The 14,483-nt window shown below is 30.2% G+C and carries 14 protein-coding genes and 2 tRNA genes; 12 read left to right on the plus strand and 4 right to left on the minus strand.

The genetic code is table 11. The features are described 5' to 3' along the window. The coding region (locus ACVC2P_RS20960) for a DUF418 domain-containing protein (RefSeq protein WP_452600389.1) at positions 1-947 on the plus strand (947 nt) is incomplete at its 5' end. 169 nt (positions 948-1,116) lie between these two features. Here ACVC2P_RS20960 and ACVC2P_RS20965 read toward each other — a convergent pair. Next, the gene (locus ACVC2P_RS20965) at positions 1,117-1,647 is read right to left on the minus strand and encodes an RNA methyltransferase (RefSeq protein WP_452600390.1); all 531 of its coding nucleotides are present in this window, start codon (positions 1,645-1,647) and stop codon (positions 1,117-1,119) included. Between the two features lie 118 nt (positions 1,648-1,765). Here ACVC2P_RS20965 and mutS point away from each other — a divergent pair, with 118 nt between their 5' ends. The 3 genes from mutS to ACVC2P_RS20980 all read left to right on the plus strand — a co-directional run bounded on the left by mutS (position 1,766) and on the right by ACVC2P_RS20980 (position 4,730). Then, complete coding sequence (gene mutS, locus ACVC2P_RS20970) at positions 1,766-4,378, plus strand: DNA mismatch repair protein MutS (RefSeq protein WP_452600391.1); 2,613 nt, start codon at positions 1,766-1,768, stop codon at positions 4,376-4,378. A 167-nt stretch (positions 4,379-4,545) separates the two neighbouring features. After that, positions 4,546-4,617: transfer RNA gene (locus tag ACVC2P_RS20975), tRNA-Gly, on the plus strand. Positions 4,618-4,646: 29 nt separating this feature from the next. Further along, positions 4,647-4,730 (plus strand) — tRNA-Leu (locus tag ACVC2P_RS20980). Between the two features lie 60 nt (positions 4,731-4,790). Here the strand turns inward: ACVC2P_RS20980 and ACVC2P_RS20985 are convergent. Next, positions 4,791-5,021, minus strand: a complete 231-nt coding sequence (locus ACVC2P_RS20985; protein WP_452600392.1) for a hypothetical protein — start codon at positions 5,019-5,021, stop codon at positions 4,791-4,793. A 568-nt stretch (positions 5,022-5,589) separates the two neighbouring features. Here ACVC2P_RS20985 and ACVC2P_RS20990 point away from each other — a divergent pair. The 3 genes from ACVC2P_RS20990 to ACVC2P_RS21000 all read left to right on the plus strand — a co-directional run bounded on the left by ACVC2P_RS20990 (position 5,590) and on the right by ACVC2P_RS21000 (position 8,266). Then, positions 5,590-6,222, plus strand: coding sequence for a HEAT repeat domain-containing protein (locus ACVC2P_RS20990; protein WP_452600393.1), 633 nt, complete (start codon positions 5,590-5,592; stop codon positions 6,220-6,222). Positions 6,223-6,431: 209 nt separating this feature from the next. Further along, positions 6,432-7,082, plus strand: a complete 651-nt coding sequence (locus ACVC2P_RS20995; protein WP_452600394.1) for a hypothetical protein — start codon at positions 6,432-6,434, stop codon at positions 7,080-7,082. 155 nt (positions 7,083-7,237) lie between these two features. After that, a complete protein-coding gene (locus tag ACVC2P_RS21000) occupies positions 7,238-8,266 on the plus strand; it encodes a hypothetical protein (protein ID WP_452600395.1) in 1,029 nt (342 codons plus the stop codon). A gap of 284 nt (positions 8,267-8,550) precedes the next feature. Here the strand turns inward: ACVC2P_RS21000 and deoD are convergent, their stop codons facing one another. Together deoD and trxA are read right to left on the minus strand one after the other, a co-directional pair. After that, positions 8,551-9,252, minus strand: coding sequence for a purine-nucleoside phosphorylase (gene deoD, locus ACVC2P_RS21005; protein ID WP_452600396.1), 702 nt, complete (start codon positions 9,250-9,252; stop codon positions 8,551-8,553). Between the two features lie 2 nt (positions 9,253-9,254). After that, a complete protein-coding gene (gene trxA / locus ACVC2P_RS21010) occupies positions 9,255-9,551 on the minus strand; it encodes a thioredoxin (RefSeq protein ID WP_452600397.1) in 297 nt (98 codons plus the stop codon). 470 nt (positions 9,552-10,021) lie between these two features. Between trxA and ACVC2P_RS21015 the strand changes: the two genes are divergently transcribed. The 5 genes from ACVC2P_RS21015 (at position 10,022) to ACVC2P_RS21035 (ending at position 14,478) form a co-directional block, all read left to right on the plus strand. Continuing rightward, positions 10,022-11,161, plus strand: coding sequence for a PAS domain-containing sensor histidine kinase (locus tag ACVC2P_RS21015; RefSeq protein WP_452600398.1), 1,140 nt, complete (start codon positions 10,022-10,024; stop codon positions 11,159-11,161). After that, positions 11,158-12,204, plus strand: coding sequence for a response regulator (locus ACVC2P_RS21020; RefSeq protein WP_452600399.1), 1,047 nt, complete (start codon positions 11,158-11,160; stop codon positions 12,202-12,204). Before ACVC2P_RS21015 ends, ACVC2P_RS21020 begins: the two co-directional genes overlap by 4 nt. A gap of 83 nt (positions 12,205-12,287) precedes the next feature. Continuing rightward, complete coding sequence (locus tag ACVC2P_RS21025) at positions 12,288-13,130, plus strand: universal stress protein (RefSeq protein WP_452600400.1); 843 nt, start codon at positions 12,288-12,290, stop codon at positions 13,128-13,130. A 155-nt stretch (positions 13,131-13,285) separates the two neighbouring features. Then, positions 13,286-13,588 carry an HPF/RaiA family ribosome-associated protein gene (locus tag ACVC2P_RS21030; protein ID WP_452600401.1) on the plus strand — a complete coding sequence of 101 codons (303 nt, stop codon included), beginning with the start codon at positions 13,286-13,288 and terminating at the stop codon, positions 13,586-13,588. Between the two features lie 44 nt (positions 13,589-13,632). Further along, complete coding sequence (locus tag ACVC2P_RS21035) at positions 13,633-14,478, plus strand: universal stress protein (protein WP_452600402.1); 846 nt, start codon at positions 13,633-13,635, stop codon at positions 14,476-14,478. Positions 14,479-14,483: the final 5 nt, after the last annotated feature.

The following is a 14,483-nucleotide window of genomic DNA, read 5'->3' on the forward strand; positions in this document are numbered from 1 at the left end:
ACAATACACTGTCATTTTCCTTTTTTGGGAGGCGAATGTTAATATTATTCATTTTTGGTGTTTTACATATTACATTGTTATGGTCGGGCGATGTGTTAAACCTTTATGCAATTCTTGGTTTGTTTACCACGCTTATGATAAAAAGGTCAAACAAACTAATTCTAGCATTATCAATAGTTTTCCTGTTCTTTCCTTTCTACGATCAAGTTTTTGAATACATTTTTAATCTTATACATTTTCAACCAGAAATCTATTTAAAGGGCTATACAGGAGAAACGGTTAATAAGATAATAAAAAACGGAACTTATTTTGAAGGTGTAAAATTACGATTGTTAGAGTATGGTTCTAATATTCCAATGCTTTTTGGATTTTTAGCACCAATTGCGACTTCAATGTTTCTTTTAGGGCTTTACCTTGGTAAAAATAAAATTTACAACTCTTTAAGTTTATTTCTGCATCAAATAAAAAAACCAATATTGATAATTACAATAGTAACTAACGTATATAGACTATTCTTTTTATTTGCATTGGTAAAACTTGAAATTTTTAAATTAGAAAATTATAGAGCAGTATTTATTAAATTAATGGTGCTTTCTGATGTTGCAATGGGGCTGTTTTATCTTTGGGCTATTGGTTGGATTTATTACAATACTAAATGGAAAAAGATTTTGTCACCATTAAAATATGTTGGCAGAATGGCTTTAACCAATTATATAATGCAAAGCTTTATTGGTTTAATTTTATTTTCATCGATAGGATTTAAACTTTACGAAACTTTAAGTCCCTCAAAAGCACTAATTGTTGCAATTTTTGTTTTTATATTTCAAGTTCTATTCAGTAAAATTTGGTTAAAATATTTTAGGTTTGGACCACTAGAGTGGATCTGGAGGTGTTTAACTTATAAGAAGTTATTCCCAATTAGGGCGGAGAGTACTGAGCCTAAATAAGAGAGAAAAGCATAAGGTGTTTTGGCTAAACAAAAAGGGTTATAAACATTAACGACGTCTGTAAAATATAAAACCTAACGTTTATAGAAAGATAAAAACAAAACAATTTAAAGAGTAGTTGTTTATTCGTGATGAGTAAGCATAGCAAAATTACGCTCAATAAAACCTCTTAATTTGTTAGCTTGCTAAAAATATCCCAAACTACAATACCACAGCTAACAGATATATTTAGTGAGTGTTTAGTACCAAATTGAGGAATCTCAATAACATAATCACTAGCACTTACAACCTCTTGCGCAACACCCTTTACTTCGTTTCCAAAAACTAATGCGTAAGTAGTTTCAGGTTCAGGAGAAAAAGTGTTTAACATAATTGCCTGTTCAGCTTGCTCAATGGCGCATATTTTTACGCCTTCGGCTTGTAGTCTTTTTGTTAATTCTATAGTACTTTCAACGTGCTCCCAAACAACAGTATCTGTACTGCCTAAAGCAGTTTTGTGTATGTCTTTATGGGGTGGCGTAGCAGTAATACCGCACAAATATATTTTTTCAATTAAAAAGGCGTCACTCGTTCTAAAGACAGAACCAATATTATTTAAACTTCTAATATTATCTAGAATAATAATAATTGGGGTTTTCTTAGCCGATTTAAAAGCCTCAACACTTAACCTATCTAATTCGCTATTTTTTAATTTACGCATGCTTTGTTGTGAATAATTATAGATAACTTATAACGCTTCCACTTTATAAAAAATGAAATAATAGTTACATTGCATCCTTATATTTTAAGCAAAAGTAGCACATAAAAATAACAATCCATTGGCAAAGAAAGCGAAAAAAGTAACCCCTTTAATGAAGCAGTATAATGCCATTAAAGCTAAATATCCAGATGCACTATTATTATTTCGAGTAGGAGATTTTTATGAAACCTTTGGTTCGGATGCAGTTAAAACAGCAGGAATTCTAGGCATAATACTAACTAAAAGAGGCGCTGGTAGTGAGAGTGAAACAGAATTAGCAGGATTTCCACATCACTCATTAAATACCTATTTACCTAAATTGGTAAAAGCAGGAGAACGGGTTGCTATTTGCGATCAATTAGAAGACCCAAAACAAACAAAAACAATTGTAAAACGAGGTGTTACAGAATTGGTAACGCCAGGAGTAGCCCTTAATGATGAGGTGTTACAATCCAAAAGAAACAACTTTTTAGGTTCTGTCTACTTTGGAAAAAACAGTATTGGGATTTCTTTTCTAGACATTTCCACAGGCGAATTCTTAACAGCACAAGGTAATCAAGAATATATAGATAAGTTATTACAAAACTTTAGTCCAAGCGAGGTTTTAGTATCTAAGCAAAAACGTTTACAATTTAATGAAAGCTTTGGTAATGATTACCATACGTTTAATTTGGAAGATTGGGTATATCACACAGATTATGCTAACGAAACCTTATTAAAACACTTTAATACCAAATCGTTAAAAGGATTTGGAATACAGGACTTAAAAGAAGGTATTATTGCAGCTGGATCAATTTTGCATTATCTAGCAGAGACACAACATAACAAATTACAGCACATAGCATCGGTATCTCGTATTGCAGAAGATGAATATGTTTGGATGGATCGTTTTACCATTCGTAATTTAGAACTTTATAATTCTACAAATAATAATGCCGTAACACTATTAAATGTAATAGATAAAACGATTTCTCCAATGGGTGGGCGTTTGTTAAAACGTTGGCTAGCTTTACCTCTAAAAAATGTAGAAAAAATAAAACAACGTCATGAAGTCGTTTCGTTTTTAAAAGAAGATAAAACGGTACATCAAGACATACAAAATCAAATAAAAAAAATAGGCGATTTAGAACGTTTAATTTCTAAAACAGCAACAGGTAAAGTAAGTCCTAGAGAAGTTATTCAACTTAAAAACTCTTTAGATGCTATTGTGCCAATAAAAGACATAGCGTCGCATTGCGATAACGAATCTTTAAAAATAATAGGCGATAATTTACAAGCCTGTAAAGTGCTTCGCGAAAAAATTGAGAAAACAGTAAGTGAAGAAGCGCCAGTAAATGTTTTAAAAGGAAACACAATAGCAGTAGGTTTTTCAAAAGAATTAGACGAATTAAGAGGTTTGTCGTCATCTGGGAAAGAATACCTAGATAAAATGCTAGAGCGAGAAAGTGAACGTACAGGAATAACGTCGCTTAAAATAGCCTCAAATAACGTATTTGGATATTATATAGAAGTACGTAACACACACAAAGATAAAGTACCAGAAGAGTGGATACGAAAACAAACCTTAGTAAATGCAGAACGCTACATTACCGAAGAATTAAAAGAATATGAAGCTAAAATTTTAGGAGCAGAAGAACGTATTCTAGCAATAGAACAACAACTATTTAATGATTTGGTATTATGGATGAATCAATACATAAAACCAGTACAACAAAATGCATATTTAATAGGGCAATTAGATTGTTTATGTGGCTTTGCACAATTAGCAAACGATAATAACTATGTATACCCAACACTAGACGATTCGCATGATTTAGAAATAAAAGAAGGCCGTCACCCAGTAATAGAAAAGCAATTACCCATAGGAGAAGACTATATTACAAACGATGTATTTTTAGACAGAGACACACAACAAATAATAATGATTACGGGGCCAAACATGTCTGGTAAATCGGCCATATTGCGTCAAACAGCATTAATAGTGTTATTAGCTCAAATAGGAAGTTTTGTACCAGCTAAAACGGCTAGAATAGGGTTAGTAGATAAAATCTTTACTAGAGTAGGAGCAAGCGATAATATATCTATGGGAGAATCTACATTTATGGTAGAAATGAATGAAACCGCCTCTATATTAAATAATATAAGCGATAGAAGTTTAGTGTTGTTAGATGAAATAGGTCGTGGAACAAGTACCTATGATGGTATTTCTATAGCTTGGGCAATTAGCGAGTATTTACACGAACATCCAGCCAAACCAAAAACATTGTTTGCAACACATTACCATGAACTTAATGAAATGACAGAAACATTTGGTCGTATTAAGAATTTTAACGTCTCTGTAAAAGAACTTAAAGACAACGTATTATTTTTAAGAAAACTAGTGGCAGGTGGTAGTGAACATAGTTTTGGAATTCATGTAGCAAAATTAGCAGGAATGCCACAACAAGTATTACATCGTGCTAATAAAATTTTAAAGAAGTTAGAGCAGTCACATTCTAGTGAAGAACTAACAGATAAAGTGAAATCTATTAAAGATGACATGCAATTAAGTTTCTTTAATCTAGACGATCCTTTATTAGAAGAAATAAAGGAAGAAATCCTATTAACAGATATTAATACATTAACACCAGTAGAAGCATTAATGAAATTAAATGAAATAAAACGCATGCTAGTAAAAACGGAAAAAGCATAATGTTTTATTAATTATAAAAAGGAACTAAAAAAAATGCATTTTTAGAAACTTGAAAATCAATGCACTAAAAAATAGTTTAATATTTTTTTTAAAAAAGCTTTGGTATTTCTAAAAAAGACTTAAATTTGCATCCGCAATAGCAATGTTGCAACGTTCATTTAACAACTGCGAAAGTAGCTCAGGGGTAGAGCATCACCTTGCCAAGGTGGGGGTCGCGGGTTCAAATCCCGTCTTTCGCTCTGACCTGTTTTATATAAAAAATACCAATGCTGAAGTGGTGGAATTGGTAGACACGTTGGACTTAAAATCCAATGTCCATTAGGACGTACGGGTTCAAGTCCCGTCTTCAGTACTAAGCCTTGCGAACAATTTGTTTGCAAGGCTTTTTTATTTGGGTACATGTGCATATTTTTTATTCTATAATTGCGTCATAGTCCTTTCCATGACAGGCTCTCTCAAAACCAATATTAGCTAAATGCCCTTCTCTTAAAAGAACAAGGTTAAGACGAAACCGATCTAAAATCTCATTCTCAAAAAGTGCGTATAAATTGTTTCTAGAAAACTGGAATGATTTAACGATTAGTCTTTTTGAAGCGTTTAAAATTCTCCTTATTGATAATAGCAATCGTCGATGCATAGGCATTGTCCAAATCTCACAAGGCGGAACGATTGGGACATTCGTTGAAGCTAAACTTCTCGCCTTTAAAATCTAAAACATAAACTCTCAAGTTTAAAAGACTATCTAGATAACCCGAGATAACTTTTTTGTTTACTCAAAAGTATTTATTAGCACCTATACCTCTTTAAGTAAGTTAAAGAACTTAAAAAAAGAGTTGATTAAAATACCTTAGATTGCGTTATATTATTAAATGATTACACTAATTATTAGAATACATTAAAAATGAATAAAAGCTGTATATAAGTAACTGCAACTTATTGTAGATTGAACAAAAACAAACTTTAATTTTTACATAGATATTTAACACATCTAAGTAATATCAATATAAAACCCTTCTGGTTCAAAAAAGTTAATACAAACATTACTTAATATTAAAACACTAAAAAACATACGTATATACAATTTTATAAAATCCATTATAAATCCTCTTATTATTGAAAAATAAAAAGCTCTCAAACCTTATTAGATCTATATTTTATTTATAACTTGCGTATATACACTAGTTACCTGCAAGCTGAAACAAACATCGAGAATGACCAAAATTCTATTCATAATATTAACAACATTGCTTCTTTCTTGCAATACTAAATCAGATAAAAAAACTGACAATTACTCTACAGAAACGAATAGAAGGATTGAGAAAGATTTTGATTCATTAGTAAAAGTTTTTAATGATTCTAAAACCACAAATAGAGGACAAATTCTTTACGAACTAAATGAATTTGATGATAAAAGAAAAATTGAACTGTTAGAAAACTCATTATCTGACAAAGATGAATTTGTAAAAATAATTGCAATACAATCAATAAGGTCTAACAACCAAACAGAAAGCGCAGATAAACTTTTGGAGTTATTCGTTATAAACGAAAATCATACTTTGAACTCAAATTTGTGTAGAACATTTGCGGATTTCGATTTCAAAAAAGCAATTCCAGCTATTAAAAAGAAAGTGGAATCTGAAAATCCTATGATAGCTTATGATTGTATTTGGACTTTGGGAGAGATTGGAACTGAAAATGAAATACTGTTCTTAAATAAACTGACTGAAAATAATGAAAAACCGAAAATATTTGATGAGGATGGATTTTTGAGCCAAACTACTGAATTAACGATAGGAGAACAAGCCTTAAATTCAATAGAAAAAATAAAGAAAGCCAGCAGGTAACAATGTGTATAGCTCATTGATAATCAGTTGCTTAATCGAAGTTAAGGCATTTTTGGAAAGTCGCCAAATTTTTAAATTTGACGATTTCCAATAAAAAAGATAAATAGTAAAATTTAAAAATCTGGCTTGTGGCTCAACCGAAAAATAATCGCTAATTTGCACGCAACGAGCCATACACCGAGACGTTAGCTTTAATTTAACAGAACGAAATGAAAAACATAATTTATCTGACTTTATTAATTTTTACAAGTTTATCTTTTAGTCAGAGTTTTGAGGGAACAATAACATATAAAACAACGATGGAAAATCCGAATCCTGAAATGTTTACAGATAGTATTTTTAAAGAACGAATTTTAAAACCTGTATTTGGAGAACAGGGTTTTATGCTTCAAAAATATTTTTATAAAGGAAATAGGTTTCTGTCTGAAACATCAACTGGATTGGAAAACGGATTTGAATTATATTCACCTGAAAAAAAGAAAGTTTATGCTTGGAAAGAGAATTCAAAAGAAGCTATAGTCAAGAACACAAATAAGCACCCAGAAATGGACGCTTTTGTTGAATTCATTGAGACTAAAGAAACAGATACTATTTTAGATATTCATTGTAAAAAAGTTTTATTAAAATCTAAAATGGGAACAGCTGAACTTTGGTTTAACAGTGAATATTTGAAAATTGACCCAGAGAATTATTCTGAATTTAAATTAGACCATAAAAATTTGATTTTTGAAAAGTATGGTTGTTTACCTTTAAGGATTAAAGCTATGGCTTTTAATATTGAGGTTATTGAATTCAAAGCTATGGAAGTCTCTGATGATAAATTCAAAAAACCTGAATTTGAAACTGAAATTGAACAATAAAAACTAAAGCTAACAATGGCTATAAGCAATTGCTTGTTCTCGTCTACTTCTGAAAATCCTCGCGGATTTTCAGTTTGGTGTGTACTTGCTAAGTTTCGTGCTAACCCACGCAACTACTCATAGCCGAGACCGTTGTAACACATTAAAACGAAACATTGTTCGAACAAGAAAAAATAGCGAAATCACTTTATAGTGAATTGACAAACTATATTTCTAATAAGGAATTGAAAATCAAATCTAAATTAGAAGGAACTGGTGTTCATTGGAATTGTATTTGTGAATCTGGGAACACAAAAGTTTCCATTTATTCTTGTGACCTATCGTATATGAGAGACAACAAAAAGAATAATGAAGAATTTATTATCTCGTTTTTTTTAGAAGATAATGAAATATCTTGTGGACGCTCATATGACCGAAAAAAAGTAATTGAATCAGTTGAAAATTGGATATTAAACAAATCAAAATCTGAACTATACGAACACTTTCCTTTTGTAGATAAAGGACTTCGAATCATAAAAGAATTTGAAAAAAAATGGTTAACAAAATATCCGAATTTAGAAAACACAAATCGAGTAATAGATAATCACGGAAGTGGAATAATTCGATTTGAAATAAGTAATAACGACAGAGTATGTTGGTTTACATCAACAGGAGAGAATACAGAATTTTCAATTGGGTTCAGTATTGACCAGTGTATGCTTTTCGAATCCGTAGCTAAAAACGATGAAATCGCAGAGGTTTTAAATCGATTTTTAATTAAAAGAGAAAATCTATCGAGCCTATCCCAAGATTTTAATTGGATTATTTCAAATGATTTAGTTAGAGCTTACGAAAATGGAAATGGTATCGAAGGAGAGTTTATTGAAAGCTGGAATAGTATAATCAGATTTTACAAAGAAATAAATGAGGATTATATAAATGATGTTCTGTCTTTCATATCAGATTTACGCTCTAAAGGATTTGACAAAACATTAAGAGCAGGTCAATCATTATATACATTTATTCTTTCTAAATCGAGAAGACACGGATTGACGGAAAATCAAAAATATTTGACTTTCTCGTTTCAAAAGAACAACATGATAATCAGAAACAACAAAAATGAGGAAATGAGTTTTAACAAAATCGAATTGAACTTGGAAATTGAAAATTTATTAAACTCACTGAATGAACAACCAATTGAATAAATAACGTGTTACAACAATGGTAACCGTTGCACAAGCCTATAATTTCACATAAAATAATTTTCTACAAGCCTCTTTTAAGAGGCTTGTGTGTTTTTTAAGACAAACTAAGTTAAATTTTTAGATCCTTTAAAAAGATGCTTACACGTTGTAAAAACATGTTGTTTTGTTTAATAATAGAAACTTGAGTGCTTGCCTCACTTTTTATAGTTCTATTTATAAATTTCAAATATTTTTTCAAGTTATATGCTATAGCAGATAAAGTCCCTTTTTATACTACTTCCAAGTTAAAATAAAGTACTTAAAGCGATATCTACCATGGTATTAAAAGACCTTTCACGCTCATGAGAAGAAGTGTGTTCCCCAGTAACAAGTGAATCGGATATGGTAAGGATAGATAATGCTTTTACATTATGTTTAGCCGCAATAGTATACAAACCAGCAGTTTCCATTTCAACGCAAAGCACACCAAAATCGGCCCATTTTTTATAGTTGTTAAAGTCATCTTCGTAAAACTCATCGGCAGATAACACATTGCCAGCTTTAATAGAAATGTTGTTATTTTTTGCGTATAATGCAGCTTTCATAAATAATTCAAAACTTGCAGTTGGTGAATAATCTGCATTAATAAAGCGAGAATTATTTATTCCAGAAGTAGAAGAGGCAGACATAGCAATAATAATATCTCTAATATTAACGTCTTTTTGGTAAGAACCAGCAGAACCAACTCTAATTAAGTTTTGAACACCGTAATTATTAATTAATTCATGGCAGTAAATTAAAGTAGAAGGAATTCCCATTCCAGTACCTTGCACAGATATACGCCTACCTTTATAAGTACCAGTATAACCAAACATACCACGTACTTCATTGTAACAAATTGGATTTTCAAAAAAAGTTTCAGCAATCCATTTAGCACGCATAGGATCTCCTGGAAGTAATACTGTTTCTGCAACTTCCCCTTGTTTGGCATTAATGTGGGTACTCATGGTTAATGCGATTTTATAATTTGTATCAATTGGTCTTTTTGTAACACCCCAGACTGTCTCCAAACTTGTTTACCATTTTTAAAAAGTAACATAGTTGGTACACCCCTTACTTGGTACTTTGCTGCAAGCGGTTGGTTTTTATCAACATCTATTTTTATAATTTTTATACGATCTTCTAGCTCATCTTTTACTTGCTCTAATATGGGAGCTAAAGTTTTACATGGTCCACACCATGTAGCAAAAAAATCGATAAGAACTGGAGTTTCAGAATTAATTATAGCGTTAAAATTGCTTTTCATTTTTAATGTTTTTTTATCAATACTAAAACGTCACTAACATTAATTAATTCAATTTTTTGAACTAGAATAATTAAAAAGTAATAATGTTAGCGGTTATAATATGTGTTTTTTATTATTTTGTTTAAAGGTAATAAAACTATCAAAACACTTGCAAATACTACAGAATCTTATACTTAAATATTTTCATAGAGGAGTTAAAAACCGTTTAATAACAACATCTATTTTTTGTTTACGCCTATTGTTTATAAATGAATCCTTTTTTGTAACCTTACGTATAAAACTGTAATAAAATAGCAAAACTTTACAAGGAGTATAAAAAAGCGTAAATAATAATTTTTATTACATGCATAATAAAGTAAAGTTAGACTGTTTATTATAAATTAAGAATGATATAAATCAGTTTTTCTAGGCGTAAAATCTTAATAAAATCAACTAGTATTGAGTATCTTTATAGCCTAGAAGTAAATGATATGTTTCAACAAGATCAAGATGTTTTTAATATTTTATTAGGAGCAGTTTCCGAGGGGGTTATAATTGTAGACGAAAATCAAAACATAGTAGAAGTAAATGAGTCTGCAGAGCAACTGTTTGGGTATAACAATAAAGAGTTAATAAGTAAACCATTAAATATTTTAATTCCTAGAAATTACCACTCTAATCACGGAGAACATTTTAAAAATTTTATAGGGCATAAAGAAAAGCGCCAAATGGGTAAAGGGCGCGATATTTTTGGAGTAAAAAAAGATGGTGTAATATTTCCTGTCGAAGCTGGTTTAAACCCATTTACAATTTACGATAAAAAATATGTAATGGCTTTAGTAATAGATATTACCGAGAGAAAAAACTATACACAGCACCTTGAGAAAACAGTAGAAGAGCGCACAAGAGATTTAAAAGAAGCGTTAGCAACAGAAAAGGAGCTTAATGAGCTAAAAACAAAATTTTTATCCTTAGTTTCTCACGAATTTAAAACACCGTTAAGTGGTATTTTAACCTCTACAATGTTGTTAAGCAAGTATAAGCTAACAGAGCAACAAGAAAAAAGAGATAAACATATAAAAACAGTTACCGATAAAGTAAATTATTTAAATAATATTTTAAACGATTTCTTGTCGGTAGAAAGACTTGAAACAGGAAAAATAAGCTATAAGTTTACAGAGTTTAAAATAAGTAAAGTAGTAAACGAAGTAGTGTATAATAGCAATATGCTTTTAAAAGAAGGGCAGCATATTAATTATCCAGATGATATAGATGAATTATCGCTTTTTCAAGACGAAAAAACAGTAGAGTTATCCTTATCTAACTTAGTTCATAATGCTATTAAATACTCCCCAGAGCACACAACAATAAGTATTAAAGTTAAACAAAACAAAGAAGTAACCCTCTTTACTATTAGCGATAATGGAATTGGAATACCAAAAAGTGAACAAAAAAACATATTTAATCGCTATTTTAGGGCAGGAAATGCGTTGCTAACACAAGGGACAGGTATAGGTTTAAATATTGTAAAATCGCATTTAGAGAATTTAGGAGGCTCTATAAGCTTTACTAGTGAAGAAAATATAGGATCAACATTTGTAATAAAAATACCAAACAAAGCTAACTCATGAAGAAAGTATTGTTAATAGAAGATGATGCCGTTTTAAGAGAAAACACAGAAGAATTACTGGAATTATCTGGATATAATGTAATAACAGCGCCTAATGGGAAAATTGGGGTAGAAGTGGCAAAAAATAGCCTGCCAGATATTATAATTAGCGATATCATGATGCCAGAATTAGATGGGTATGGTGTTTTAAAAGCTTTGTCAAGTTTACCACAAACCAAATATATTCCGTTTATATTTCTATCTGCAAAAACAGAAAGACAGGATGTGCGTATGGGCATGAATTTAGGTGCAGATGATTATATAACAAAACCATTTAACGAAGACGAATTGGTAAGCGCCATAGAAAGCCGTATAGCAAAAGTGGCTATTTTAAAGGAGCAAACTACACCCGAATCTGCAGAAGAAAATACAGATGAGATTCGTACACTAAATGACCTTAAAAACTTTTTTGATGACAATGGAGAAGTTTTTAACTTTAATAAAGGGAGTGAAATATATACCGAGGGGCAACACTCTAACTATATTTACTTAATAAGTAAAGGTGTTATAAAATGTTATAAATTCGATGAGCAAGGTAAAGAACTTACTACAGCCTTACATAAAGAAGACGATTTATTTGGCTATACCTCATTTACAGAAAGCTTACCATACCAAGAAACAGCAACGGCAATTCAAAATTGTGAATTAGTGGGGATAGCAACAAGCGAATTAAAAACAATACTTAATACCAACCATAAAGTAGCATTAGAGCTTATTCAACTATTAACAAACGATTTAACAGGAGTTAAAGAGCAGTTATTACAAATGGCATACAGCTCGGTGCATAAAAAAACAGCAGCAACACTTTTAAAATTTGCTGAAAAATTAGATAGAAAACCAGGCGAGGCTATTAAAATATCTAGAAACGATTTAGCCAGTGTAGCAGGTATTGCGACAGAAACATTAATTAGAACCATGTCTCGCTTTAAAAAAGAGGGGCTTATAGATATAGAAGGAAGAAACATTAAAATTTTAGATTTAGAAAAATTACAACATGTAGAGTAGTCCTATTCTATTATATATGATTAATATCATTTTTTTCAGCACACCTTAATAATACATTTGTTTATATAAAAGATGTATTTTAAATGAAAAATATTTTATTACCAACAGATTTTTCCGAAAATTCATGGAATGCTATAAAATATGCACTCCAGTTTTTTAGCAATGAAAAGTGCAACTTTTATATATTACACGTTAATCGCTTAACTAATTTAGCGGTTAATGATACGCCTTACATTACTTCGCAACCAGTAATAAGTGTCACTTATGAAGAGCCAATAAAAGAAAAACTTAAAAAAACATTAAAACGTATTTCTGAAACATTTTCAAAAAACAATAATCACAAATTTTATACATTAATAGATAATAATTTTTTTACAGAATCTATAAGACAACAGGTAGAAGAAAAAAAAATTGATATTATTGTTGTTGGAACCAAAGGAGCAACTGGACTAAAAAAACACATTGTAGGAAGTAATACAGGAAATATTATAACAAAAGTACAATGTAATACGTTGGTAATACCAGAAAACACAACCTATAAAATACCAGAAGAAATCGCCTTCCCTACAGACTATGCTCTACAATATAATATTGAATTATTAAACCCTATTTCCGAAATACTAAACACATTTAAAGCCGCATTAAGAGTTTTACATATTAGTAGAAAAAAAGTAAACCTTAACACAAGTCAGCAAAATAATAAAGAATTACTTGAAGACTATTTTAACGAACACACAAGTAGCTTTCACTTTTTAACAAATAAAAAGGTCGAAGATGCTATACAGTGCTTCGTGCAAAGTAGAGATATAGATATGATAGTGATGGTAGCAAAAAACTTAAACTATTTCCAAAAAATATTATTTCATCCAACAGTTGAGGAAATTAGCTACCATACAGATGTCCCATTTTTAGTCCTTCATGAATAAATAATACTATTACTTTAATTAAGACGATAGGGAATATATTTATGTTCCTTTTTTTTGTTTTAAAAAGTTAATAATGATGATTTTAAGCCTGATATATGTCATTTTAATTTTATGTAATTACACTTAACTTTAAGTATGTAATTAAAAAAAGTAAGATGAAAACAAATATCCAATTTGTAAATATGAAAACGAGTGAATCAATGCGTAACTATACTATTGAACACTTAAATAAATTGTTTGAAAAGTTTGATTGGCTTATAAGTGCTAATGTATTCTTTAAAAAAGAAAATGATTCTAAAAGAGAAGGTAAAATATGTGAAATGGAGCTGAGCTTAAATGGTTCAAGAATATTTGCATCCTCTAAAGAAAAAAACTACGAACTAGCAGTTAAGAATACAATTAGCGATTTAAAAAAACAACTAGAAAAACGCAAAGCGATACTTAAGCCTTATTCATAGAAATTAAAAATCATGACTAATAATAATATAAAAACAACGATATTATGAGGCATATTTTAATCCCCACAGACTTCTCTGAGAATGCAATGAATGCTGTAAAATATGCATTAGAACTTTTTAAATACGAAAAATCTAATGTTTACTTTTTACACACATATCAAGATGAGGTCTATAAAAGCATAGAGCTGCTAAGTACAGAGGTATTTGAAGATATTATAGAAGAAAAAGCGAAACACTCTAGAGAACAACTAGAGCAACTTCTAGAGAATGTTAAACAAATATCTCCCAACCCAAGGCATAACTATAAAGTAATATCCGCATACAATACATTAATAGACGAGATAGATGAAATAACAGAAGAGAAAAATATTGATGTTATTGTAATGGGAACCAAAGGTAAAACTAATAATAAAAAATACGCTTTTGGTAGTAATACACTACAAGTTTTAAAGTATGTAAACTGCCCAGTGTTATCAATACCATCAGGTTATAAATATGTACAGCCCAAACAAGTGGTTTTTCCTACAAACTATATGGTTCCTTATAAACGAAGAGAGTTAAAATTACTCTGCGAAATGGCCTCTCCTTTTAGAGCAAGTATAGACCTTTTACATGTCTCTTTAACAACAAAGTTATCACGACGCCAAGAAGATAATAGATTGTTTCTTGAAGAAGAATTATGTAAAAACAATTTAAATTTTATAACTAAAGCTAACAAAAATATAGCAAATGCCATTTTTACATACATAGATGAAAGTAAGGCAAATATGTTGGTTATGGTTAATACAAGACACACTTTTTTAGAAGATTTTTTATTTCAATCTACAGTAGATAAATTATCCCTTAACGTTGAGATTCCATTTTTAGTAATGCAAAATAGAAGACGATAACTATA

It is taken from the genome of Pontimicrobium sp. MEBiC01747, from assembly GCF_053601635.1.

Bases quoted from the DNA above. Each gene is read 5' to 3' on its own strand.
- ACVC2P_RS20965 (WP_452600390.1), bottom strand. From the start codon at position 1,647: ATGCGTAAATTAAAAAATAGCGAATTAGATAGGTTAAGTGTTGAGGCT.
- ACVC2P_RS20985 (WP_452600392.1), bottom strand. From the start codon at position 5,021: ATGCCTATGCATCGACGATTGCTATTATCAATAAGGAGAATTTTAAAC.
- ACVC2P_RS20990 (WP_452600393.1), top strand. From the start codon at position 5,590: ATGACCAAAATTCTATTCATAATATTAACAACATTGCTTCTTTCTTGC.
- ACVC2P_RS20995 (WP_452600394.1), top strand. From the start codon at position 6,432: ATGAAAAACATAATTTATCTGACTTTATTAATTTTTACAAGTTTATCT.
- deoD (WP_452600396.1), bottom strand. From the start codon at position 9,252: ATGAGTACCCACATTAATGCCAAACAAGGGGAAGTTGCAGAAACAGTA.
- trxA (WP_452600397.1), bottom strand. From the start codon at position 9,551: ATGAAAAGCAATTTTAACGCTATAATTAATTCTGAAACTCCAGTTCTT.
- ACVC2P_RS21015 (WP_452600398.1), top strand. From the start codon at position 10,022: ATGTTTCAACAAGATCAAGATGTTTTTAATATTTTATTAGGAGCAGTT.
- ACVC2P_RS21020 (WP_452600399.1), top strand. From the start codon at position 11,158: ATGAAGAAAGTATTGTTAATAGAAGATGATGCCGTTTTAAGAGAAAAC.
- ACVC2P_RS21025 (WP_452600400.1), top strand. From the start codon at position 12,288: ATGAAAAATATTTTATTACCAACAGATTTTTCCGAAAATTCATGGAAT.
- ACVC2P_RS21030 (WP_452600401.1), top strand. From the start codon at position 13,286: ATGAAAACAAATATCCAATTTGTAAATATGAAAACGAGTGAATCAATG.
- ACVC2P_RS21035 (WP_452600402.1), top strand. From the start codon at position 13,633: ATGAGGCATATTTTAATCCCCACAGACTTCTCTGAGAATGCAATGAAT.